Origin of the sequence: Borrelia persica No12, from assembly GCF_000500045.1 — a bacterium.
GTDB lineage: Bacteria > Spirochaetota > Spirochaetia > Borreliales > Borreliaceae > Borrelia > Borrelia persica.
On the sequence record NZ_AYOT01000146.1, the window covers coordinates 223,477 to 248,555 of the forward strand.

22 protein-coding genes are annotated in these 25,079 nt (G+C 28.5%); 11 read left to right on the plus strand and 11 right to left on the minus strand.

The genetic code is table 11. The annotated features are described in order from the left end of the window. The first annotated feature begins 63 nt into the window (after positions 1-63). The gene (gene rpiA, locus U881_RS0104330) at positions 64-750 is read left to right on the plus strand and encodes a ribose 5-phosphate isomerase A (RefSeq protein ID WP_024653391.1); all 687 of its coding nucleotides are present in this window, start codon (positions 64-66) and stop codon (positions 748-750) included. On the opposite strand, the gene psgB is transcribed toward rpiA, so the two are convergent. After that, positions 737-1,843, minus strand: coding sequence for a HemN-related non-iron pseudo-SAM protein PsgB (psgB, locus tag U881_RS0104335; protein ID WP_024653392.1), 1,107 nt, complete (start codon positions 1,841-1,843; stop codon positions 737-739). The genes rpiA and psgB overlap by 14 nt on opposite strands. A gap of 118 nt (positions 1,844-1,961) precedes the next feature. Here psgB and U881_RS0104340 point away from each other — a divergent pair, with 118 nt between their 5' ends. Then, positions 1,962-2,810 carry a DnaJ C-terminal domain-containing protein gene (locus U881_RS0104340; RefSeq protein ID WP_024653393.1) on the plus strand — a complete coding sequence of 283 codons (849 nt, stop codon included), beginning with the start codon at positions 1,962-1,964 and terminating at the stop codon, positions 2,808-2,810. Here U881_RS0104340 and U881_RS0104345 read toward each other — a convergent pair. The 6 genes from U881_RS0104345 to groL all read right to left on the minus strand — a co-directional run bounded on the left by U881_RS0104345 (position 2,807) and on the right by groL (position 9,027). Continuing rightward, the gene (locus tag U881_RS0104345) at positions 2,807-3,958 is read right to left on the minus strand and encodes a hypothetical protein (protein WP_024653394.1); all 1,152 of its coding nucleotides are present in this window, start codon (positions 3,956-3,958) and stop codon (positions 2,807-2,809) included. The two genes, U881_RS0104340 and U881_RS0104345, sit on opposite strands and share 4 nt — an antisense overlap. A 23-nt stretch (positions 3,959-3,981) precedes the next feature. Continuing rightward, positions 3,982-4,878, minus strand: coding sequence for a protein translocase subunit SecF (gene secF, locus U881_RS0104350; protein ID WP_024653395.1), 897 nt, complete (start codon positions 4,876-4,878; stop codon positions 3,982-3,984). Further along, entirely contained in the window at positions 4,862-6,625 is a 1,764-nt protein-coding gene (secD, locus tag U881_RS0104355; RefSeq protein WP_024653396.1) for a protein translocase subunit SecD, read from the minus strand. The genes secF and secD overlap by 17 nt, the downstream gene beginning before the upstream one ends. A gap of 72 nt (positions 6,626-6,697) precedes the next feature. Continuing rightward, complete coding sequence (gene yajC / locus U881_RS0104360) at positions 6,698-7,021, minus strand: preprotein translocase subunit YajC (protein WP_024653397.1); 324 nt, start codon at positions 7,019-7,021, stop codon at positions 6,698-6,700. A 14-nt stretch (positions 7,022-7,035) separates the two neighbouring features. Then, entirely contained in the window at positions 7,036-7,332 is a 297-nt protein-coding gene (locus tag U881_RS0104365) for a hypothetical protein (protein WP_024653398.1), read from the minus strand. 60 nt (positions 7,333-7,392) lie between these two features. Beyond that, positions 7,393-9,027, minus strand: coding sequence for a chaperonin GroEL (groL, locus tag U881_RS0104370; RefSeq protein ID WP_024653399.1), 1,635 nt, complete (start codon positions 9,025-9,027; stop codon positions 7,393-7,395). Positions 9,028-9,250: 223 nt separating this feature from the next. Between groL and U881_RS0104375 the strand changes: the two genes are divergently transcribed. The 3 genes from U881_RS0104375 to U881_RS0104385 all read left to right on the plus strand — a co-directional run bounded on the left by U881_RS0104375 (position 9,251) and on the right by U881_RS0104385 (position 12,572). After that, the gene (locus tag U881_RS0104375; RefSeq protein WP_024653400.1) at positions 9,251-10,939 is read left to right on the plus strand and encodes a hypothetical protein; all 1,689 of its coding nucleotides are present in this window, start codon (positions 9,251-9,253) and stop codon (positions 10,937-10,939) included. 91 nt (positions 10,940-11,030) lie between these two features. Then, a complete protein-coding gene (locus U881_RS0104380; RefSeq protein ID WP_024653401.1) occupies positions 11,031-11,570 on the plus strand; it encodes a transcriptional repressor in 540 nt (179 codons plus the stop codon). 12 nt (positions 11,571-11,582) lie between these two features. Further along, positions 11,583-12,572, plus strand: a complete 990-nt coding sequence (locus U881_RS0104385) for an alpha/beta hydrolase (RefSeq protein WP_024653402.1) — start codon at positions 11,583-11,585, stop codon at positions 12,570-12,572. A 38-nt stretch (positions 12,573-12,610) separates the two neighbouring features. On the opposite strand, the gene U881_RS0104390 is transcribed toward U881_RS0104385, so the two are convergent. Both U881_RS0104390 and U881_RS0104395 read right to left on the minus strand, forming a co-directional pair. Next, complete coding sequence (locus U881_RS0104390) at positions 12,611-14,170, minus strand: PTS transporter subunit EIIC (protein ID WP_024653403.1); 1,560 nt, start codon at positions 14,168-14,170, stop codon at positions 12,611-12,613. 48 nt (positions 14,171-14,218) lie between these two features. Beyond that, positions 14,219-14,914, minus strand: coding sequence for an N-acetylmannosamine-6-phosphate 2-epimerase (locus tag U881_RS0104395; protein ID WP_024653404.1), 696 nt, complete (start codon positions 14,912-14,914; stop codon positions 14,219-14,221). Positions 14,915-15,064: 150 nt separating this feature from the next. Between U881_RS0104395 and ylqF the strand changes: the two genes are divergently transcribed. The 5 genes from ylqF (at position 15,065) to U881_RS0104420 (ending at position 19,801) form a co-directional block, all read left to right on the plus strand. After that, entirely contained in the window at positions 15,065-15,913 is an 849-nt protein-coding gene (gene ylqF, locus U881_RS0104400; protein ID WP_024653405.1) for a ribosome biogenesis GTPase YlqF, read from the plus strand. Between the two features lie 83 nt (positions 15,914-15,996). After that, entirely contained in the window at positions 15,997-17,040 is a 1,044-nt protein-coding gene (locus U881_RS0104405; RefSeq protein ID WP_024653406.1) for an ABC transporter ATP-binding protein, read from the plus strand. Between the two features lie 5 nt (positions 17,041-17,045). Continuing rightward, positions 17,046-17,843: an ABC transporter permease gene (locus U881_RS0104410; RefSeq protein ID WP_024653407.1), complete on the plus strand. Its 798-nt coding sequence runs from the start codon at positions 17,046-17,048 to the stop codon at positions 17,841-17,843. Positions 17,844-17,857: 14 nt separating this feature from the next. Further along, positions 17,858-18,649, plus strand: a complete 792-nt coding sequence (locus U881_RS0104415) for an ABC transporter permease (protein ID WP_024653408.1) — start codon at positions 17,858-17,860, stop codon at positions 18,647-18,649. 102 nt (positions 18,650-18,751) lie between these two features. Next, positions 18,752-19,801, plus strand: a complete 1,050-nt coding sequence (locus tag U881_RS0104420) for an ABC transporter substrate-binding protein (RefSeq protein ID WP_024653409.1) — start codon at positions 18,752-18,754, stop codon at positions 19,799-19,801. 43 nt (positions 19,802-19,844) lie between these two features. Here U881_RS0104420 and U881_RS0104425 read toward each other — a convergent pair whose 3' ends face one another. After that, a complete protein-coding gene (locus tag U881_RS0104425) occupies positions 19,845-21,170 on the minus strand; it encodes a Na+/H+ antiporter NhaC family protein (protein ID WP_024653410.1) in 1,326 nt (441 codons plus the stop codon). An 854-nt stretch (positions 21,171-22,024) separates the two neighbouring features. After that, a complete protein-coding gene (gene zwf / locus U881_RS0104430; RefSeq protein WP_024653411.1) occupies positions 22,025-23,458 on the minus strand; it encodes a glucose-6-phosphate dehydrogenase in 1,434 nt (477 codons plus the stop codon). Between the two features lie 172 nt (positions 23,459-23,630). Here zwf and U881_RS0104435 point away from each other — a divergent pair, with 172 nt between their 5' ends. After that, positions 23,631-25,076, plus strand: a complete 1,446-nt coding sequence (locus tag U881_RS0104435; protein ID WP_024653412.1) for a nicotinate phosphoribosyltransferase — start codon at positions 23,631-23,633, stop codon at positions 25,074-25,076. The last annotated feature ends 3 nt before the right edge of the window (positions 25,077-25,079 follow it).

Here is a 25,079-nt window from a genome sequence, read left to right on the forward strand (position 1 = left end):
CTTAATGATATAATTTATTGTAAAGTTCACATAAACAATTTAGCAATAACAAGGATTATCACAATGGAAGAACAAAAAAAATTACTTTCAAAATATGCAATTGATAATTATATAAAAAGCAATATGTTCATTGGAATTGGAACAGGAACAACCGTTTTTCATGCAATCAAATATTTAAATTACAAAATACAATCTGGTGATTTAAAGAATCTAACATTCTATCCAACAAGTAGTGACACACAATATTTACTTGCAAAAGAAAAGATTGCATATAAAACTAAATTCACAGAATTTACCAAAAATATAGATATTACAATTGACGGAGCTGATGAAGTTTTATTAGATCAAAAAGCCTTAATTAAAGGTGGTGGAGCAGCTCATTTAATGGAAAAAGTAGTAGCTTATAATTCTAATCAGTTATTAATTATTGCAGACGAAACCAAGATTGTACAAAACTTAGGAAAAAAAACACCTGTACCAATAGAAATTGCTCCAAATGCCCTTGCATTTATTAAAGCCAAATTAAAAGAAATGAACTTTAATCCTGTTTTGAGAACCTGTAAAGCTAAAGCAGGCCCAATAATTACTGACAATAATAACTATATTTTAGATGTAAAAATGAATATTGAAAATCCCAAAGGGACCGAAAAATATTTTAAATTATTCCCTGGAATACTTGAAATTGGCATTTTTAATCACCAAAACACCAAAATCATATACTACCAAAATGGACAAATTAAAGAAACTTAAAGCTTACCTTAAAAGCATTATCAATCAAATATGCTTCTATCAACCGCAAATAAAAATCCAACTTAAACCTTTCAGATTGCTCCAAATAAAGAATATCATTACGAAAAACAACTGATTTATTTAAATTTAAAAGATAATCAATAAACTTATAAAAAGCTTTTTGATCATATACAAACCTACGCTTCAAAATAGAGATATCAAGACCACGCCGGGTACCAAGATTTGTAATAAAATGATAAATAAAAAAATCTAAATCACTTAAATTTTCAAAAGTCGCAGAAGAGTCCATTCCAAGTAAAAAATTATCATCCTTCCTAATTACGGCCTCAAGACCATTATTCTTAGAAAAAACAAGTAAACTGACAGAATGCAATCCAAGTCCTAAATATGGACTCAGCTCCCAATATCGCAAATTATGTTTACTCTCATATCCTTCTAATGCAAAATTCGAAATCTCATAATTTAAATAACCATGAAACTCTAAAAAATCAAAAGCATAAAACCATAAATCTTCAACTCTACTATCATAATTACGATTATTCTCATCAATTAAAACTTCTGAGAGAGAAATATGTTCAGGAGCATATGATATTAATCTTAATAAATCTCTCTTAAGATACATCTCATTTTGAGGAGAAATACTAATACTTAAGTCAATATTCAGATCAAAATTAAATTGACGAATATTTTCAATTATAGCATTCATCCTATCCATCGATATCCCAACAATATTCATCATTTTTAATAATTTTGCAGAAAAGCTACTTATATCAAGGCTAATTCTACTAACAAAAAAATCATCTAAAATCATTAAAACAGAAGTTGTAATATCCCCAGGATGCAATTCAAAAGTAAACTCATCTAATAAAGCAAAATCAAATTTATTAGACAAAGATATCAAAAAAGATTTTAATTGACAAATATCATACATTTTTAAATCATTACACTTAATATAAAGGGTTTTAATTCTTGGAAATCCAAAAACCTCTAAATAATAAGACACCTCAAGAAGTATTTTTTCACAAAAAACACCATTAAAACATTTGCTAAGATCAATATAAATACTTAGATCTCTTAAACACAAAAAGCCCAATACTACAAATAGCCTTTAAAAAATTGAAATTTAATTATAATATATATAATGATAGCATTAACTATGATGAATTTAACTAATTTCAATATAAAATGGAAAATAAAAACAAGAGGTTTGAATGTCTAAAGATTACTACAACATACTTGGAATAAATAAAAATGCTACAACGGAAGAAATAAAAAAAGCCTATAAAAAATTAGCAATCAAATATCATCCTGATAAAAACAAAGGAAACAAATTTGCAGAAGAAAAATTTAAAGAAATAAATGAAGCTTATGAAGTCCTTTCATCTCCTCAAAAAAAAGCAAATTATGACAACTTTGGAAATGCAGATTTTAATAATAACTTTAATACAGAATCATTTACTAAAGGCTTTAAGAATTCTGGTTTTCAGCATTTTGACAACTTTGATTTATTTTCTGATATTTTTGGAGAATTTACAAAAGGAACCATTAAAGATAAAGAGATAACTATTAAGATTTCTTTATATGATGCTTATATGGGAAGTAAAAAATCCATATTAATAAATAATGAAAAAATTGAAATTAATATACCAAAAGGCACAATTGAGACCACCAAATTAAAATTTAATGGAAAGGGAAACATAAATCCAATCTCTGGCAAGAGAAGTAATTTAATTATCAAATTTGAAATATCAAGTTATAAAAATTTCACATTAAAGGAAAGAAATTTAGAAACACAAATCAACATATATCCATGGGAAATAGCTTTGGGAAGTGAAAAAATCTTTGAAACAATTGAGGGTAAAAAAATAAAGATCAAAATTCCACAAAATACAAAAAATGGAGAAATACTTAATTTAAAAGGTCTTGGAATGCCTGCTCTTGGAAATACAACTAAAGGAGACCTTAAAGTTAAATTAATAGTAAATGTACCACCAATTATTAATGATGAGGTTAGAATAATATATGAAAGACTAAAAGAAATATATAATGCAAAGCTTTAAACAAATAATTGTTCAAAATTTTTTAGGGTTTTTTCCCAATCAAGCTTGAGTTCATTAAACTTATCTATTTTAAGTTCATATTCTTTAATTCCTTCCTCAAGGCTACTAAAATTTTTATTGATATCCACTGCAAACTGGATAATATCGCCCTGACGTGGTGAGAGAGTAAAAAAAGTAAATTTCCAAGATCCAGAATTTATAGTAGATATTATTCTTTTTTGGAAAACATAATCTGATATTAAAACAAGTTTCTGAAATTCTTTCCTACGCAAATAAATAATTTCATTCCATTCATTAAAAATGGCATCGGGTAATTCATCTAGGCCAATCTCAATAATATTACTTATTGATAAGAGAACATTAAGAACTTCTAATAAATTCAAATAATAACTTTCAAAACAATGGATAGTGATATCTAACAAAGAAATTTTAATAAGCAATTTAGATATATCAAAACTATGCTCTTTCATAATTTTTGATATTCTCTCTTTTGCATACTCTACAACAAATTTTTTATGTGTATCTTTAATATACTCACTAACTTTAACCTGCTCTACTTTTTCACAATACTCATCAATTTCTTTATTAATTAAATCTAAACTATTATTATTAGCCTCATTAGAGAAAAAATCAATTGAATGCTCAAGTCTTTCTAAAAATTCTTCTTTAATAAAACAAGTTGCAATTTTAATACACGAATATGGTGTTTTATTTTGTTTATCAAATTCTTCAATCTTTTTCTTAAGATCTACTCTAAAATTCAAATACCTAAGCTTATCTAAAAAAATATTAAAAGTGTCCTCATCATCTAAAAGCACATCACATTCAACATTTAAAAACTCTGATTCTGGATAATATTTTTTTATCAAATTCTTAACAGTACTTAACACATCAGAAAATATCTTTTTATTAATATTAAAACCATCACTTTCTTTTGAAGAACTGTGAACAATATTAGTAATATCTTTATGAATTTTATCTAAAAAGACAACCTTATGTTTAAGTAAATTAGCATCATTAATAAGTGTTGACTGTTCTTTATAAGAATAGTAATTTATTAAGCTATATCTAAAAATACTAAAATTGAGATGCTTTTGAAAATCAAAAAACCTATAAAATCCTAATGAACCAAAATCAAAAAACTTCATATCATAATATTATAACAAAACATCTATTTAATTTTTTTATAACAACTTAAAAGAATAGGAGAAGCTATAAAAATTGAAGAATAAGTGCCGACAATAACACCTACCATAAATATTAAAGAAAAATCCTTAATAGCACCCTCAGTAAATATATATATAGAAAGGACAGCAACAAATGTAGTAATAGATGTCAAAATGGTTCTTGATAAAGTCTGACTAATACTTATATTTAAAACGTTTAAAAATGAACTATCTGTCATATTTCTAGAATTTTCTCTAATTCTATCAAAAATAATGATCGTATCATTTAAGGAATACCCAATAATTGTTAAAATAGAAACAATTATTGAACTATTTATCTCTATTCTAAATAAACCTAAAAAAGCAACCACAAAAAGTATGTCGTGCATAGTTGCAAATATTGATGAGACAGCATAACTTAATCTAAATCTCAATGCCACGTAAACCAAAATAAGTGCCAATGTTAAACAAACTAATAAAACGGATTTTGTCCTTAAAACAGATGAAAATCTTGAATCAATAAAATAAGAATCAAGAACTTCAACATCAGCCTCAAACTCAGAACTCAGTTTATCGATTAACATACCCTGAATTTCTTTCTTGAAAGCATAATCAGTAACATCCGACTTTACTATAATAACAAAATGACTCTTAGAATCATTTGAAATAACTTTACTAACATCAAATGTTTTATAAATTGGAGAGAGCACCCTTTTCATATCAGAATCTCTAATGTCTGCTTTATCTATCACAAAATTAATATTTACTCCTGAAGAAAAATCTATTCCCCAATTATAACCACCATGATACATAAAGGTGTAAAGAAAACCTAAAAAAATTATACACAAACTAACTATAAAAACTTTATTCCCATACTTTAAAAAATTAAACACCTTTTGCATAATTTGAACTCCAAGAGATACTTACACATTTGTTTTGATTCAAAGACATAATAAATTCCAAAACAAATCTTGAAAAGACTAAACTACTAAAAAGTGATGCTACAATCCCTATAGATAAAGACCATGCAAAACCTTGAATAGTCCCTGTTCCAAGAAGAGTTAAAAAAAGCACAGCTATAAATGTCGTAACATTGGAATCCATTATTGCCCAAAAAGCTTTTTTAAATCCATCCTCAAATGCTCTTTCAAATTTTCTACCATTTCTAATCTCTTCTTTAATCCTCTCATAAATAATTATATTAATATCAACAGCCATACCCATTGTTAATACCAGACCTGCAATACTTGTAAGAGTTAAAGTAAAATTAAACGCAGAAAGAATTGCCAATATTAAAAATAAATTATAAATCACTAATGAAAATCCTGCTACAAAACCACCCGTTTTATAATAAATAAACATAAATAAAAAGACCAGAACAAGAGCAAGCAGTGAAGCCTTTATGCCAAGCTCAACCGTCTTCTCTCCAATAGTAGGACCAATAATTCTTAGATCATCTATTTTTATATCAACGGGAAAAGCTGCTGTCTTAAAAACAAATGCAAGCTCTTGCGCTTCCCTTTTATCAAAAGAATCTCCTTGAATTGACACATTGCCACCAGCAATAGCATTATTAATACTAGCTACTGACTTAATTTTGCCTTCCATAACTACGGCTAAAGCTTTTCCAACATTTTTTTGAGTAAACCTAAAAAACTTTTCACTACCCTCATTATCCAAATTAAATGTAACCATATCTTTACCCGTTTTATTATCATTTAAAATGCCAGCATCTTGAATATGAGAACCATCAAAAGAATTCTCAATATCAGAATCAACGACATAATAACGAACTCTAGCCTCATCATCAACGCCATAAGCATCCTTTACATACCACGGAAAAATCTTCTTATGCTCATCAAGTTTCATACTATCCTTAATATCAGATATAGAATAAAGAGGACCAGCTTCTAATATTTTAGAATGCAGAACAGAAGTAGCTTCGCTATCAACAACATAAAAGATCAAATTCCCTCTACCATTCAAGAGAGAATCAACGCGTCTTTCATCTTTTTCTCCTGGAATATCCAAGAAAATTCTATTACCACCTGCTTCTCTTGTAATTTTAGGTTCTGTAAGTCCAAAAGTATCTACTCTCTCTTTAAGTATCTGCATTGTACGACCAAGAGCTTCTTCCTTCTCTAGAGCACTTAATGTTCTTCCCAACCTTTGCTCAAGCGCTAAATAATCAAGAGAAATAGTAACACTCATACCACCAGACAAATCAAGTCCAAGTTGTATTATTCTACTTTTATTTCGCTTTATCTCTTCATAATATCTATAAATCTCAAGACTCAGTTCTTCAATATCAGAATCTGTTAAAAAACCATTTTTCAATGTCTCGATATTATTAAAAGATCTAGGAAATTCTCTTCCATAAGTTTTATAATTATTTTTTGCAACTGGAATTAAATATTTCAAATCATCTGGAATCTGAGCCTTGGGATCTTTGCGATACAATTCCTTAAGTTTCACAAGTGAACTTAAAGCCTTAGCCTTAGAATAATCTCTCAAAGCCTCTTTTGAATATGCACTAATTTGCTTATCCTCATCTTTGGTAAAAAAATACCATTTTAAAGTAGGAAATATTAAAAAATAGGCAAACGAGGTTACAAACAGTATTAATATAAATTTAGAGACTTTATTCATAAACAGCATCCTTTTACGTTAATTTCAAATCAAATATTATGTCAAGCTAATATTATATATTAAAATTGCAAATCATTTCTCATGCTTTAATTTTTTATCTTTAATTTCGTCAAAAACAATCTTCTCAATTGAACTTTTTATAAATTTTGCCTCAGAAGTTGAACTAAGCTCAAGCAAAACTTCATCATCATCAACTTTCTTAACAATCCCAAAAATTCCACCTATGGTTAAAACTTTATCACCCTTTTTAAGGTTTCTTAACATTTCTTTCTTTTTTTTCTCTTCTTTGCGTTGAGGAGATATTACCAAAAACCAAAATATAGCTATTACGGGAACAAAAACCAATAAACTTCTAAAAAAACTACTACTATGGCTAAACTCTTGTAATAAAAACATAAAATTTCCTAATACTAAACATAAGTAACTTTGATACTAGCAATATCATCCGGATAAATTACCCCAAAGAGGAGCTCAAGCTCCTCTTTTTTACTATAAGCAGATTTACTAATGTGATTATATCTCTCAATCAAATAATCAATAAGAGCATTATCTTTTTTATAAAGAGCCTTACTAAAAGCGCTTCTATAAAATCCAAGATCAAAAAGCTCTCCAACACTTTTATCTTTATGCTGACTTAAAAGCTCTTTATCTACTATTGCTCTAGTCCCATCATAACCTATACAAAAGACAAACTCATTCTCACTCAAATCTTGCTCCTTATCACAATAGAAACCCAAATAAAAGAAAAACCTGCAAGAAAAACTAACTTACATCATTCCCATCCCTGGTTCCATAGGATAATTACCACCACCAATATTTTTTTCTTCCTTAACTTCAGTAATAGCACATTCAGTTGTCAATAGCAACCCTGCAATTGAAGCTGCATTTTGAAGAGCGCTTCTTGTGACCTTAGCAGGATCAATTATACCACTCTCAATCATATTAACCCATTTAAAAGTAGCCGCATCAAAACCAAGTCCTTTCTTATCAGTCTTAATCTGATGAATATAAATAGAACTCTCAAACCCAGCATTAGCAATTATTTGTCTCATTGGTTCTTCAAGACTTCTCTTAACAATCTCAAAACCTTGTTTTTCTTCGTAACTAAGTTTACTTACATCAACTGTATCAAGATACATAGCAACTTCAATTAAAGTTGATCCACCCCCAGGAACAACACCTTCCTCAACAGCAGCACGAGTTGCAGACAAAGCATCCTCTACTCTCTGTTTTTTCTCTTTAAGTTCAACTTCAGTAACAGCTCCAACATTAATAACAGCAACACCACCAACAAGCTTTGCAAGACGTTCTTGTAATTTTTCTCTGTCATACTCAGAACTTGTCTCTTCAATTTGTCTTTTAATAAGTTCAGCACGCTCTTTTATTTGTTCTTTATTTCCAGTATTAATAATAGTAGTATTATCTTTATCAACTTTTATTGATTTAGCTTGACCAAGTTGTTCAAGTTCAACATTTTCAAGAGTAAGTCCCAGTTCCTCACTAACAAGCACCCCTCCAGTAAGTATCGCAATGTCTTCAAGCATTGCCTTACGTCTATCACCAAACCCAGGAGCCTTAATTGCACAAACCTTCAAAGCACCACGCACACTATTTAAAACAAGTGCTGCAAGAGCATCTCCCTCAATATCCTCAGCAATAATTAACAAAGGTTTATTCGCGTTTACAATTTTTTCAAGCACTGGTAAGAGTTCTTTAATTGTGCTAATTTTTTTCTCACATATCAAAATATAAGTATCATCAAAATTCACACTCATATTTTCTTTATTTGTAGAAAAATAAGGAGATAAATATCCTCTATCAAACTGCATACCCTCAACATAAGAAATTGAAGTATCAAAAGTCTTTGATTCTTCAACAGTAATAACTCCATCTTTTCCAACTCTGTCCATTGCTTCTGCAATTTTTTCACCTATTGAAGTATCATTATTTGCAGAAATAGATGCAACCTGTGCAATTTCTTCTTTAGTAGTAATTTTTTTAGCAGACTTGCGAATTTTTTCAGCAGCTAAAGCCACAGCATGATCTATCCCTTTTTTTATTCCAATTGGATTAATCCCTGAAGAAACATTTTTAAGCCCTTCTCGCGCAATTGCATAAGCAAGAACAGTAGCCGTAGTAGTTCCATCTCCAGCCAAATCATTTGTCTTAATTGCAACTTCTTTTAAAAGTTGTGCCCCCATGTTTTCAAATGAATTTTCAAGATCAATTTCACGCGCAACACTAACTCCATCTTTTGTAACAATAGGAGACCCAAATTTTTTATCAATTAAAACATTTCTACCCTTAGGACCAAGGGTTACCTTTACAGCATTTGATAATTTTTCAATACCACTAAGCAGACTTTTTCTAGCATCTTCATTAAAATATATGTCCTTAGCCATAAATTTTACTCCTTTTAAGTATAAAATTTAAAGTTAAATAATAAATAGCACATTATAAAGTTAACATGAACTTCATACATATCACTATAAAAATATAATTTTTTTTGTTCCATTAATCAAGCTAAAATAATATAAAAATTAAGAAACCTAATTATAGTAATTTACTGTAAAATCAATACTATTTATACTAATTTAATATATACTTATGTAAAGATTTTTTATGATGTTTAGAAAAATTAGAAATTCAAAAACTTATATCGTGATTATTTCCATAACTTCATTTGCCGAAGGCAAATTATATTCCATTCTATCAAATGCCAAATATTTAATTGAAAGTAAAAATCTAAGCTATAAAATACATTGGACATTCCCAACGTATTTTTTTGAAATTTTAAAATCAAATGCAGAACTCAATGAATGGTTTTTTAAAAGACTTAAAAATAATGAAGACATTTATATTCCAAGCACATATAGCGGAAGTCCCCATGAATACATGTTACACGATGAAATACATGTAGACTTGTACTGGGCTTTAAAAAACCCATTTAAAAGTGGATATAAAGATTTATTTCAAGACAATCCTAACACATTTTACATATACAATATGGAAAAACTAAGAAAAAGGGTACTTGACTTATACAGAAAGCTTAATTTTAATTATATAGAAGGAATAAGGACTGCAAAAAATAATAAAAAATATTTGGTTTTCTATAAAAATAACTGTCAATTTTTAGAAGAAATACAAGAACCCAATACACAAAACCACAATACAGACTCACTCATCTACTTCCATGAAATTAAAGATATATACGACAATCAAATATTAAAAAATTTTTTACTATCTCTAAAAGAATTAGACACAAATTTCTATAGTATTAAGATACAAAATCTAGAAGGTAAAAAAATAAATATAGAACTCTTAGAAACCCCAGAATTTAATTCATTAAAAGAACAAGCATTGATATTGCAATTTCAAAACCAAAGACTTAAAGAATATCAAATAAATGAAAATTCTTTAAAGGAATTTCTGACCAATAAAAATTTTGAAGATCAATCAACAAATTTAGAACCCATTACAAGTAAAAATCTCGAATATAATATGGAAGGAAATTTTACATTATCTCATGAAAAATATCATGTAAAATTTGAAAAAGGCAAATTAAATAAAATCAAATACAAAGAAAGAAAAGCTGAATTTTTAGATTCTTGCAGAACTTATATTAAAATATTATCAAAAAAAGAAATCATCATAGAACCAATTATTGAAAGTTCATTTTCATTCTCAAATGAGAAAATCGTAGGAATTAGACAATATTTAGATTTTAATGCAAAAGAAAAATCAATAATCGATTTCTTTCTAAATGAAGACCTTGCAAGTTTTTTCATATCGCTCAAAATAGTATGGCCAGAGATTATAAATTATAACAATAAAAAGATAAAAACAAATGATATAAATTATTTACTTGAATACTCAAGCCTAGAAATACCCATATTTGAGATTGAAAAAGGGACAAATTTAAAAATTACCGCAAGATACAATGATTCTGACACCTATGAAAAAATCATAGAAACAAAAAAAGATATAAAAGGATATATTAATGGAACAGAATTTTTAATATCAAAAGGCAACGATCAAAACAGTAATTTTTTCATAAGTTTTTTAAATATCGAAAAATATATTATATATACAATAAATTACAAAATTGAAAAAAAAGGCTTTAAGAGATGGTTTATCTTAAACATAGGAGGATCTTACAACAGAATAAAAACTGAGGATTTGCAAAACTATTCTTTGAGTTTAAATTTGCTATTATTACCAAATAATAATAATTTTGATAATAAAATAAAGCTAAACTCGAAAACAAAAACCCTACTTTTTTATCCAAATATAAAAAAAAATGAAAATAAATAGCTATCAGTAGCAAAATATTAATAAACCGTTATAAAATTATTTTTATAAGGACATTAAAGTACTTAATCTTAAATAATAAAGGGTATTATATATGAACAACAATACAATAGAGGTACATTCTACTTTAGAAAAAGTCGGGATTACTAATGACCCTATCTTGCTAAAATCATTAACAACAGAGCTGGGCATGAAAGCCTCACATTCAAGAAATAGAATCATTTTACATATTGCATCAAATCCAAGAGAATATTTTACAGCAAAAGAAATTTATAACAAACTGATAAAAGAAATACCAAGCTTATCAAAAGCAACAGTATATAATACATTAAACATCTTGAAAGAACGCAATATTCTTAAAGATATTAAAACAACAGACCAAAAAGAAACAAGATTTTATCTAAGTTTGACTTCTACAATAGCCCACTTTAAATGCAACAAATGCAATCAAGTTTATCCAATACAACTTGATGACATTAAAGATATTCTGAAAGACAAACTTGGAGAAGAATGGAAAACAAAATCCATTGAAATTATTTACTCAGGCTCATGCAATAATTGTCCTCAAGAATCTAGAAAAGAACAATCTAATATAGACAATGAAGATTCTAATGTGGAGAACGAAAATATTTAAAGGGAAAAATATATGAACACAACAAAAAACTTTATTTTTATTTTTATATTCTTATTTTTATTAATCGTAGTAGGACCAAGAATAAAATTCAGGAATGAATTTGACAAAGTTCAAATTCCCAACAAACTTGAAGAAATTGATCAATACATACTCATTGAAGAATCTAAATTTAATTTGACAGAAAACACAAAAAAAGAAATTATATGGAATAACAAAAGAGAAAAAACAAAATATGCTGTGGTATATATTCATGGTTTTGGAGCATCTAAAAATGAAATTTATCCTATTCCACATAACATAGCTAAAGCATTAGGAGCAAACATCTTCTTTACAAGACTTAAAGGACATGGCATTGATAAAAAAAATGCATTTAAAGGAGTTAAAACCAAAGATTGGTTAAGAGACATCGATGAAGCAATGCAAATTGGTCAATCAATAGGAGAAAAATTAATACTTATTGGAACCTCAAATGGTGGTGCTTGTGTAATTTGGGCACTGAAAAACTATCAAGAAAAAATACATTCTGCTGTTTTAATATCACCCAATATCTATCCTAAAGATAAAAGAACAAATTTGATTTACTACCCTTGGGGACGTCAAATTGCTTATCTAATAACAGGAGGATACAATGAACCTGATATAACACCAAATAAAAGAAAAGAATACTCAAAAGTAAAAGTATTCCACACCCCAATACGACAAATTGATTCAATAATTGCAATGATGGGTCTTGTTAAATTAATTAATGCTAACAACTTTAATGAAATTAAAACTCCACTAATAATAACTTACTCCCCAAACGATCCAATAGTAGATTCTGGAGAAACAAATAAATTTATAAGTCAGTACGGAGGATATAAACAAACAATACCAATGCTACTTGTTGAGAATCCTTATTCTCATGTTCCTGTAGGAAATCACAACTATAGAAGTGCACAAAACACATCTTATCTAACAAAATATGCTGTTAATTTCATTCAAAACCTAAAAAAAAGCAAGTGATATAAAAAACATACACTTGCTTAAAATTTTAACTTTTCTTAATTTTCAAGAAATTCTTCAAGTTCATTTTTAAGAACGCTAACACCAGGACCATAAATTACCTGAACGCCACTACCCTTAATAATAACTCCTTTTGCTCCAGTATCCTCCAAAATACTTTTTGAAACTTTAAGAGAATCTTTTACAGTAACTCTAAGTCTTGTGGCACAACAATCAAGCTCAATAATATTATCATTTCCTCCAAGACCCATAATTACTTGGTAGGCAACATTACCTCCATTCTCAGATCCACTACTTGATCCATTACTTGAAGAAGATAAATCTTGCAAATCCACAATATCCTCTCTACCAGGAGTCTTATAGTCAAATTTAGACACTAAAAAAGTAAAAGTAAAATAATATAGCCAAAACCAAAAAACACCTACTACTGGAACCAAAACCCAATTCGTCCTTGCATTTCCCTGCAAAATTCCAAAAAGAATAAAATCAATAAATCCTCCAGAAAAAGTCTGTCCTATTGTAATTTGCAAAATATGAGAAATCATAAATGCAAACCCATCAAACACTGCATGAACCACATAAAGGAGTGGTGCCACAAAGAGAAAAGAAAATTCAAGAGGTTCTGTAATTCCTGTTAAAAAGGAAGTTAAAGCTGATGACAACAAAAGAGCCACAACTTTTTCCCTTTGATCAGGTTTTGCAAGACGATAAAGTGCAAAAGCAGCACCAGGTAATCCAAACATCATAGTAATAAATCTTCCACTCATAAAACGACTAGTGCCAATAAAAAATTTATCAGTACTATGAGATGCAAGTTCAGCAAAAAAAATGTTTTGAGTTCCTTCTACCAACTTACCATTAATAATGACAGAACCACCAATACCAGTTGTCCAAAAAGGCAGATAAAATATATGATGAAGTCCAAAAGGCCCAAGCATACGTAAAAAAACACCATAAATAAAAGTACCAATATATCCTGTTGCGTCAACGAATCCACCCACCTTACTAATTCCAGACTGCATAAATGGCCAAAATAAAAACATAAACACGGCAAGAAAAATACTTGATAGAGAAACTATTATAGGTATAAATCTAGATCCTGAAAAAAAACCAAGTACTCTTGGAAATTCAACTTTATTAAACCTATTATGAAGACAATAGGTCAAAATACCAACAATAATGCCACCAAAAACACCAGTCTCTAAAGTCTTAATACCAAGTATGAATCCAACAGCTCCACTTGAAAAATCTTCAACATTACCAAACATATCAACTAAAATACCAATTGTAGCATTTAAAACTAGATATCCAATGAAAGCCGCAAGTCCTGCTGTTCCCTTATCCGATTTTGCAAGTCCAACGGCAACACCAATTGCAAATATCGGTGGCAAATTAACAAAAATAATAGCACCTGCAGTACGCATAATATTAAACACTGATTGAAGCAAAAATATATCCAAAAAAGAATATACATTAATAGTTGCTGGATTGGAGAGAGCACCCCCAATTCCTAAAAACAATCCTGCTGCAGGAAGAATAGCAATAGGCAACATAAAAGAACGACCAAATTTTTGGGCATTCTCAAAAAATTTCCCCATAAAACCCTCCTATATATCCAAAAAAATATTAGATTATTCAAAATACACTTAAATTTCTATAACATCATTTATTTTATTAACAAAACTTTTAGTAATTTCCATAGGACGTGTAATAGCGCCACCTACCACAACCCAAGAAACTCCCAACTCAAAGCATCTCTTAGCCTTAAGAGGAGTATCAATTTTACCTTCAACCACTAATTTTGATTTTAAATTACATTCAAGTAAACTCTTTAAAAAAGCAAAATCATTATCCACAATATTAAATTCTTTAGTATCTTCTGTATATCCATGCAAAGTAGTAGCAATAAAGTCAAATCCAAGTTTGTCCGCATTTAAAGCCTCATCTAGAGACGCAATATCCGCCATTAATAATTGACTGGGATACTTTTCCTTAATTTTACTAACAAATTCAGATAACAAAAACCCATCAGGACGATTTCTAAGAGTAGCATCAAGAGCAATTACATCAACCCCCTCATCACAAAGCTCATCGACTTCTTTAATAGTAGGTGTAATAAAAACAGAAGAATTATTATAAACCCTCTTAATAATACCTATGATAGGCAAATCAACTTCCAATTTTATTTGACGAATATCAAGAACACCATTAGCCCTAATGCCAATTGCTCCTCCCATTTTTGCTGCCAAAGCCATCTTAGACATAATAAAACTACTATGAAGCGGCTCTCCTTCAAGTGCTTGACAAGACACAATAAGACCTTTTCTAATTTTTATACTAATATAAGACCTCCCTAGATTTAATCATTTTCAAAGCTTAAGATTACAAACTATAATATTTTTACAAAAGATACAATTAACCAACGACTTAAATACACAGAAAACATAAATATTATATAAAAACATACAATAAAATTAAGATATAATTTAACAATGCCAAATAAAATTAACTGGTTTCCGGGTCATATGAAAAGGGCTTTGGAATTAATCCAAGTAAATATTAAAAAAACAAATATCGTATTAGAAATACTTGATGCTCGAGCTCCATTTAGCAGCAAAAATCCACTCATTGAAAAAATAATTAAAAACTCAAATAAAGATAAAATAATACTTCTACACAAATCAGATCTTGTACAAGAAGGAGAAATTTTAAAATGGATAAAATATTTTGAAAATACTGGTAATAATGTATTGCTCACAAACATATACAAAAAAGGGATGAAAAAACAAATAATAGATAATATAAAAAAAATAGCCAATGTAAAACAAATTAAAAATTACAAAGAAAAAATAAAAGTTCTAGTAATTGGAGTACCAAATGTCGGAAAATCATCGATAATTAATCTATTAGTAGGCAAAAAAAGCACAAGTGTCGCAAATAAACCAGGACACACAAAAAATATACAAATATTAAAAGTGAATGAAGAGATTAATATCTTTGACATGCCAGGAATATTATGGCACAACTTAGAAAATCAAGAAATCGCAAAAAAATTGGCAATATTAGACATGATTAAAAATGAAATTATAGATAATACAGAACTTGCTCTATATCTACTTAAAGAAATGCATATCAAAAACAAAACCAAGTTTATAGAAAAATATAATATAATATCAACAGACGCACTTGGAATTTTAGAAGAATTTGCAAAAACAAGAGGATTTATGAATAAAAAATATGTAGATATTGAGACTGCATCAAAAATACTTATAAAAGAATACAGGGAAGGAAAATTTGGGAAAATCATACTTGACCTAAAGCGTCATAATGAAAATAAATAAGATCATTTACATAAGCATTAATATAAAGTATAATCTAGTTTCATGTGACTTAATTGACACATGCAAAAGGAGGGTCCCATTAGTTGGAGAATTACATCCTAGAGATTCAAGACTTAAGCCATTATTACACTGATAGTGATAATAAAACTCTAGATAAAATTAATTTAAAAATAAAAAAAAACGAATTTATTACCCTACTTGGTCCATCAGGATGCGGAAAAACAACATTAATCAAAATAATAGGTGGTTTTTTAAACCAAAACGAAGGAAAAATTTATTTTCTATCAAAAGAGATTTCAAAAATTACGCCTAACAAAAGAGAGATCAATACAGTATTTCAAAATTATGCTCTCTTCCCACATATGAACGTTTTTGACAATATTTCATTTGGACTTAGAATGAAAAAATTAAACAAAAATTTAATTAAAGAAAAAGTCAAAACAGTACTATCACTAATTGGCATGCAAAAATACGCATATAGAAATATTGATGAACTATCGGGTGGACAAAAACAAAGGGTTGCAATAGCAAGAGCAATAATTATGGAACCAAAACTTTTATTATTAGACGAACCGCTCTCAGCACTAGATCTAAAAATGAGACAAGAAATGCAAAAAGAACTTAAAAAAATACAAAGAAAACTTGGAATAACATTCATCTACGTGACACACGATCAAGAAGAAGCATTAACAATGAGTGACAGAATAGTAGTGATGAATGAAGGGGTAATCCTTCAAATTGGAACACCTGAAGAAATTTACAATGAACCTAAAACAAAATTTGTAGCAAGCTTTATTGGTGAGAGTAATATTTTCGAAGGAACTTATGAAGAAGAATTTGTCGTTAAAATGTTTGATAAAAATTTCAAATGTCTTGACACAGGATTTAAAAATAAAGAATCTGTTGACCTTGTAATTAGACCAGAAGACATAAAAATACTACCAAAAGGTCAAGGGGATTTAAGCGGAGTAATTACTTCAGCAGTATTTCAGGGTGTACACTACGAAATGACATTAGAAATTCAGAAAGCCAATTGGTTAATTCAGAGTACCAAATTGACAAAAGTCGGCGAAGAAGTTGACATTGCATTGGGTCCTGATGATATTCATGTAATGTGTAAGGAATAATAAGTATGAATAGGATAATGTTAATATTGTATACACTATTCTTATTAATCTTCATAATATTTCCATTAGTCATAATAATAACTTTAGGATTTCTCAACGAACAAAACAAATTCACATTTGCAAATTTTATAAGACTATTAGAACCAAGCTACTTGAAAATCTTTTCAAGAAGCATCAATTTCGCATTAATTACAACAATTTTTTGCATATTAATTGGGTATCCCACAGCATGGTTTATATCTATGTCAAAAAAAAGTGTTCAAAATAACTTAATAATAATGATAATACTTCCTATGTGGATTAATACCCTGCTTAGAACTTATGCTTGGATTAGAATACTTGGCAAAAATGGAATTATCAATAATTTACTCTTAGCAATGGGACTTAAACCCATAGATTTGATTTACAATGAAAAAGCCGTCATAATCGGCATGATATACAATTTTTTACCATTTATGGTTCTACCAATATATATAGGTCTTACAAAAATAAAACATGAATACATTGAAGCAGCAAGAGATCTTGGGGCTAGAATGTGGCAAATATTGTTATATATCAAAATACCATTAACATTATCATATCTTGCCACAGGAATAATAATGGTTTTTATTCCCTCAATCACAGTATTCATCATCTCAGATCTATTAGGAGGAGCTAAACAAATATTAATTGGAAACTTAATTGAAAAAGAATTTTTATTTGTACCAGACTGGAATACAGGAGCTGCCATATCATTTATCATAATGATAGTAATAGTAATATTTAATTTAATAATACTTAAACTAATGCAAAAAACAACGTAAAATATAGGGTAAAAATGCTTAAAATATTAAAAAACACTTTTTTATTTTTGATATTTAGTTTTGTTTATGCTCCCATATTAATTTTAGTAATTTACTCTTTCAATGCAGGAGATAATGGATTTTTCTTTCAAGGATTTAGTCTAAAATGGTATAAGGAAGTATTTGTATCACAACAAATAAAAACTGTCATATACAATACCTTACTAGTAGCAATAATATCGTCTTTAATCTCTATTATAATGGGAATTTTAGGGGCTTATAGCATATATAAAATTAAAAATAAAAAAATAAAAACCATACTCTTATCAATAAATAAAATACCAATAATCAATCCTGACATTGTAACAGGAATTAGCCTGATGACATTTTATTCTTTAATTAAAATACAGCTGGGCTTCTCTACAATGTTAATGTCACACATAATCTTTTCAACACCTTACATAATAATCATAATTCTACCTAAGCTATATTCTTTTCCAGAAAATATCATTGACGCAGCTCGTGATCTTGGAGCATCAGAGAGTCAAATTTTTAAAAACTTAATACTACCAGAAATAATTGGAAGTATAATAACAGGAGGACTTATTGCATTTATGTTATCGGTTGATGACTTTTTAATATCATTCTTCACAACAGGCAAAGGATTTAATAATCTGTCAATACTAATAAATTCTTTAACTAAGAGAGGAATCAAACCCATAATCAACGCCATTTCTTCTATACTATTTTTCGTAATACTTAGTCTCCTATTCATTATCAATAAATGCATAGGCATCAAAAAATTAACAGTAGACACAGAAATTTAACTAAAAAGAGTTTAATTGGAAAAAAAATTTTTAATATTTATAATAATTTATAATAATCTTATTAACAATAGACACAGAAATTTAATAACAAGGAGTTTAATTATGAAAAAAAGTTTCATATTCATAACAATTTTAATGATTATATCTTGTACATCACAAAAGAAACAAGTCTCTCTCAGTATCCTCAATTGGGCAGAATATATTAATGAAGATCTACTAGCTCAATTTGAAAAAGAACACAACATTAAAATAAATTATGAATATTGCAACAATATTGAAGAAATGATGGCAAAGTTTAATAATACACAAGGTTATTATGATATTGTAGTTCCATCAGAGTATCTGATTGGTGAATTAATAAACGAAAATAAAATTGAACCTTTAGATTATTCAAAATTACCAAATGTCAAGAACAACATATTAAACGAACTTAAAAATTTAGAATATGATCCCGGCAACCTCTATTCTGTACCTTTTTTTTGGGGAGTAATGGGAATACTTTACAACAAAAACAAAATTGATATAAAAGACATGAACGAATTTGATATATTATTTAACCAAAAATATAAAAAAGAAATCGCAATGTTAGATTCTCCAAAAGAAAATATCGGTGTTGCTCTTAAAAAACTTGGTTATTCACTCAATGAACACAACATCCCTGTAATAAGAGAAGCTGAAAAATTATTAAAAGAACAAGCTTCTCTAGTAGTAGGATATTTCTCAGATATTGCTGCAAAATCATTAATGCTAAATGGCGAAGCATCTATTCAACTAACATGGGGTGGAGAAGCTTTAGATGCCATGAATCAAGACCCAAATTTAGACTTTTATACTCCCACAAGCACAAATCTATGGATTGATGTTCTTGTAATCCCATCAGATGCACCCAATAAAGAACTTGCCTATAAATTTATAAATTTCCTTTATGAAAATGAAGCATCTTATCTTAATTTTAAAGAAACAAAATACAATTCTCCAAACAAAAACGTTTTCGAAAGATTAAAAGAAGAAGCAAAAGAAAATCCTAAAATAAATCTATATTTAGACGAAAGATTTGCTCCAAAAGATTTTTTAAAACATGAAGTATTCAAAACGATACCAAAAAAAGTAAAAGAAGAACAAATGAGAATATATGTAGAAATATCATCCTAAAATCAAGGCACCTTGAAAAAGGTGCCTACCAAATTGATAAAATTCAAAAACTAATTTTTCCTAATCTAAAAAAAGCTATGGAAAAAATAATAATAATGGCTAAAAACACCTGGTAATACAAAAATGGCATAATTTCAAGTGGAGATATGGAACCCTTTGCAATATTCATAACACTTATCATATGCATTCCATATGGCAATGCACCAATTAAAGCACAAGAAGAAATTGAAAGCAATGCCGCACAACGTTTAGGACAAACAGAATTGGCCTCAGATATACCCTTAGTAACAGTTTCATTAACTAAAATTGCAAGACCACTATTTGATAAAAATCCTGTTACCATAATGATTAAAAAAGTAATTGTAAATTCAGCACTTCTTCTACATCTAGCTAAATACTTTAATTTAGTCAAAATCCACTCAAAACCCCCATGTCGAATAGTCATATACGAAATTCCACCTGTAAAAATAACAATAATAAGCATCTCACTTAAATCTAAAAGGCCATCATTAATCTTCTGAGCCATTAAAAGCAAAGTTAAATCACCATTAAAAATACCAATACCACCAGCAATCAATATTCCAAAAAATAAAACCAGAAAAACATCTACACCTAAGAATGCAAAAATCATAACAAAAAGATAAGGAACTACTTTAAAATAATTTATATCGCCAAGCTCAATATCAACTCCAACACCACCTATATAAGAACCCAAAATAGCAAATGCCACAGTTGCTAAAATAGATGCAGGAAATGTAAAAAAAGCACCATTTCTAAAAACATCTATAATCCTAACTCCTTGGGTACGACTTGCAATAATAGTTGTATCTGATATTAAAGACATACTATCACCAAAAGCACCACCTCCAAGCACAGCTCCCGCGACCACTGGCAATGGAATACCACTCTTACCTGCTATCTCAAATCCAATTGGAGTAATAGCAACAACGGTTCCAAGAAAACTACCAGTCGCTGTTGAGAGAAAAAGACATATCAAAAATATTCCTGCTACTAATAAATTAGCGGGTATATATTTAAGACCAATATTTGCTACAGTTTCAACACTACCTATTTCCTTACAAACAGCAGAAAAAGCACCTGAAATCATAAAAATAAAAGATATAAATATAATATCATTTTGCGCACACCCTTCAACAAATTCATTCAACTTATCTACAAATGAACCCTTAAATAAAAGAAAGGCTGTAACAACAGCTAATAACATAGCAATTATTGGTGGCATTTGATAAAAAGCCATCTCCACACCTCGAATCTCTAAAACCACTCCTGTTCCTACATACACAACAATAAAAACAAGAAAAGGAACAAGCCCCAAAAAATTTGGTTTTATATGATTATCTTTCTTCATTTTAACCCCCCTATGCAATCCACAAATTAATGAATTACCATCTAGATCTCTTTCCTTTTTTGACCATTAAGAAATCTAAACAACTTAATTTATAGCAAAAACTAAAAAATCCCTTTATCCCAAAATTAACCATAGATAAAATCATAAAAATAAAAACAATTAACAAATCTAAACTATCATTACCTATACAAGGAATACAAATCTTAATTCTACAAAACCCATATGGAAATTTGAGACCTGAAAATGCAAATAAAAATTTCTTAAAAAGAAGGACTTATATAAATAAGAAATATCATCTACAAACATTCCTCTTGCCTTCTTATCACAAATCAGTACACAAATACATCAACAAATAAGAAGATATCATTAACCATAACATAACAAAATACAATGACAAAATCCTGTTAAGTTATCGCTTTAAATTAAATCCTAAATCTTAAACACTATATCCTAGCCATTTATCACAATTAAAATAAAAACTTGTCATTCAATATATCCAGGTAACAAACCAAACTTAAGATCTCTCCTCCTCTCAATAAATTTTAATAAGATCCCAAGATCAATATCAAAAGTTTAAATAGCTCCACCAATACCCATATTGATACAGAGTAACAATTCTATATCAAACCTCATTATTAATAAATTCCAGTCAAACCTCAAGAACAGTAAAATAAATAAAAAAATACTAAAAATCTAGATATATATTTCTAACATTATACCATAAAATACAATATTAAAGGGTTCTAATGAAAAAATTTATATTAAATAGAAAACTCAATTAAAATAAAGAGCATAAATTCAATTTACACAAATATCATTTGTATTTTATAAAATGAAACTATCATATATGATAATTACATTTTACGCCAAAAATGATCTCTTTCTAATATTAAGTCGGCTTCAATTGGACCTTCTGAACCATAAAAATACTCCCTATTTTCTATATTACCCCATTTATCAAGAATATCTGATACAAATTCCCAAGAGCTATTAATCTCATCATTACGAGCATACAAAGTTCTATCGCCTAAAAAAGCATCAAAAAGTAGTCTCTCATAAGATTCACAAAAGAATTTATTAAATGAAGCATGATAAGAAAATTCCATATTGGCCTCTTGAATCTCATAATTATAGCCTGGTCGTTTAGTGTTAAATTTAATTTCAATTCCATCTCTCGGTTGAATTCTAAAAATCAAAGCATTTGAAAGATTATGTAGTCCAGCATTAAAAATAGTAAAATCGGGCTTTTTAAACTGAATATATATCTCTGAAAATTTCCTAACAAGTGCTTTTCCAGTTCTAATATAAAAAGGAACACCAGACCAACGCCAATTATCAATAAATAATTTCATGGCCAAATAGGTTTCTGTATTTGAAGTACTTAAAAAATTAGCCTCCTCTTTATATCCTTTTTTTAAAACCCCTTGCACCCGAGAAGAGACATATTGCCCCTTAATAATATTATTTTGCATAGTCTCTTTATTAAATTTTCTTAAACTTTTTAAAACCTTAACCTTCTCATCATGAATAAAATCAGCATTAAACCCAATAGGAGGCTCCATAGCAATGAGACTTAAGAGTTGCAAAATATGATTCTGAACCATATCTCTCAATGCCCCAACAGAATCATAATATTCAGCCCTACCATCAATACCAACTTCTTCTGCTACAGTAACTTGAACAAAATCCACATAACGATTATTCCAAATATTTTCAAAAATAGAATTTCCAAATCTAAATGTAAAAATATTTTGAACTGTTTCTTTTCCCAAATAATGATCTATTCTATAAATCTGTTCTTCTTTAAACACAGAATAAAGAAGAGAATTTAAGCGCCTAGCAGTATCAAGATTACTCCCAAAAGGCTTCTCAAGAATAATTTTAGACAAATATGAAGTATCATCAAATAAATATAATTTCAAATTTCCAATTATTGCTCCATAAAATTCAGGAGATGTTGAAAGATAATATATCCTCTCTCTATTGCTTAAGAGAGATGACAATTGCAAATAAGCATCCTTATCTCTAAAATCTCCTGATAAATAAATAGCAAATTTCAAAAAATCATCAACTAAAGCAGTAGATTCTTCTTGCCACAAAGAATCCTTAATATAATTTTTAAGTTCTTCATCGGTAAAATCTTTACGTGAAAATCCAATAATCCTAAAATTGCTAATATAACCATCTTTATATAAATTAAAAAGCGAAGGAATAAGTTTTTTTTTAGCCAAATTACCAGTAACACCAAAAATCACAACATCAAAATTAGATACATTCTTTTCACTCATAAACTATCTCCAACAAGTTAATTATACTATTATTCGCATACCAAAAACCATCAAATTAACCCATTTGGTAGCCAATAGTTATACCTGCCTTAAATTCACCAGGACAAAGCTGATTTAAAATCAAATATCATCAAATACAAAAATCAAATACCTATTGGTGTATAATTAAGAAATGAAAAATTTATCACTCTTTACAGACTTTTACGAACTATCAATGATGAATGCTTACTTTACAAAAAATATCAATCCAAAAGCCAAATTTGAAATGTTTTTTAGAAAAACACCATTTAATAATGGATATATAATCTTAGCAGGAATCCATACACTAATTAATATCTTAAAAGAACTACACTTCACCAAAGAAGAGATTAAATACTTAGAGAGCCTTCAATATTTTGATAAAAAATTTTTAGAACATTTACAAACATTTAAATTGAATATAAAAATAAGCTCAATCGAAGAAGGCAGAATTGTCTTTCCCTATGAACCCATACTCATTATTGAAGGAAATTTAATTGAACTTTTACTAATAGAAGGACTAGTATTAAATACAATAAACTTTGAAAGTTTAATTGCAACCAAAACAGCAAGAATTAAAGAAGCTGGTGCTAACACTTTAGCAGAATTTGGGCTAAGAAGAGCACACGGAATTAACGGAGCACTCTCAGCAAGTAAAGCTGCTTATATAGGAGGTGCCGATTTTACAAGTAATGTTATTGCAGGATATAAATATAATATCCCTATAACCGGCACAATGGCTCACAGCTGGGTAATGAGTTTTGAAAATGAAGAAGAAGCCTTTTGGGAATATGCAAAAACATATCCAAATAATGTAAATTTACTCATTGACACTTATGACACACTTAATAGCGGACTTAAAAATGCAATAAAAGTGTTCAAAAGATTAAAAGACCAAGGAAAGAAAAATTTTTCGGTTAGAATCGATAGTGGCGATCTTGAATATTTAAGCAAAAAAGTTAGAAAAAAACTTAATGAAAATGAATTATTTGATGTAAAAATTATTATATCAAATGAACTTGATGAAGAGATTATTATGTACTTAAATTCAATTAATGCTCCCATTGACTGCTGGGGAGTTGGAACAAATCTGGTTACTGCAAAAGGAGAATCCAATCTTTCAGGAGTATACAAAATGATATCTATTGAAAAAAATGGCGAATTTGTTCCCAAAATGAAAATATCAAACAATATCGATAAAGCAACACTACCTTCTCAAAAAGGAATTGCCAGAATATATTCCAATGAACAAATGATTTTTGATATAATTTTTCTAAAGGAAGAAGAAGAAGAGATAAAAAAAATGTTAAATTTAAAAAAGCAATTTACAATTTTTCATCCCACACAAGACAATATATTTAAAGAAATAAAAACGTACGATAGTTTTGAATTTTTAATACATACAATTTTTGAAAACAGTAATACTACGCAATTCTACGAATCAAAATTAGAAAATATAAAAACAAAGGTTCAAAATGACCTTAAAAAAATTGATCATACATATAAAAGACTCGTAAATCCACATATATATAAAGTCAGCATTACTGAAAGATTAAAAAACTTAAGAAACACACTTACTAAAGCAAATAAAATAATGTGAGCC

Coding starts and splice junctions, on each gene's coding strand:
- U881_RS0104410 (WP_024653407.1), top strand. CDS start 17,046: ATGAATAGGATAATGTTAATATTGTATACACTATTCTTATTAATCTTC.
- U881_RS0104345 (WP_024653394.1), bottom strand. CDS start 3,958: ATGAAGTTTTTTGATTTTGGTTCATTAGGATTTTATAGGTTTTTTGAT.
- U881_RS0104380 (WP_024653401.1), top strand. CDS start 11,031: ATGAACAACAATACAATAGAGGTACATTCTACTTTAGAAAAAGTCGGG.
- groL (WP_024653399.1), bottom strand. CDS start 9,027: ATGGCTAAGGACATATATTTTAATGAAGATGCTAGAAAAAGTCTGCTT.
- U881_RS0104375 (WP_024653400.1), top strand. CDS start 9,251: ATGTTTAGAAAAATTAGAAATTCAAAAACTTATATCGTGATTATTTCC.
- U881_RS0104435 (WP_024653412.1), top strand. CDS start 23,631: ATGAAAAATTTATCACTCTTTACAGACTTTTACGAACTATCAATGATG.
- secF (WP_024653395.1), bottom strand. CDS start 4,878: ATGCAAAAGGTGTTTAATTTTTTAAAGTATGGGAATAAAGTTTTTATA.
- zwf (WP_024653411.1), bottom strand. CDS start 23,458: ATGAGTGAAAAGAATGTATCTAATTTTGATGTTGTGATTTTTGGTGTT.
- U881_RS0104425 (WP_024653410.1), bottom strand. CDS start 21,170: ATGAAGAAAGATAATCATATAAAACCAAATTTTTTGGGGCTTGTTCCT.
- secD (WP_024653396.1), bottom strand. CDS start 6,625: ATGAATAAAGTCTCTAAATTTATATTAATACTGTTTGTAACCTCGTTT.
- yajC (WP_024653397.1), bottom strand. CDS start 7,021: ATGTTTTTATTACAAGAGTTTAGCCATAGTAGTAGTTTTTTTAGAAGT.
- U881_RS0104390 (WP_024653403.1), bottom strand. CDS start 14,170: ATGGGGAAATTTTTTGAGAATGCCCAAAAATTTGGTCGTTCTTTTATG.
- U881_RS0104420 (WP_024653409.1), top strand. CDS start 18,752: ATGAAAAAAAGTTTCATATTCATAACAATTTTAATGATTATATCTTGT.
- rpiA (WP_024653391.1), top strand. CDS start 64: ATGGAAGAACAAAAAAAATTACTTTCAAAATATGCAATTGATAATTAT.
- ylqF (WP_024653405.1), top strand. CDS start 15,065: ATGCCAAATAAAATTAACTGGTTTCCGGGTCATATGAAAAGGGCTTTG.
- U881_RS0104340 (WP_024653393.1), top strand. CDS start 1,962: ATGTCTAAAGATTACTACAACATACTTGGAATAAATAAAAATGCTACA.
- U881_RS0104415 (WP_024653408.1), top strand. CDS start 17,858: ATGCTTAAAATATTAAAAAACACTTTTTTATTTTTGATATTTAGTTTT.
- U881_RS0104385 (WP_024653402.1), top strand. CDS start 11,583: ATGAACACAACAAAAAACTTTATTTTTATTTTTATATTCTTATTTTTA.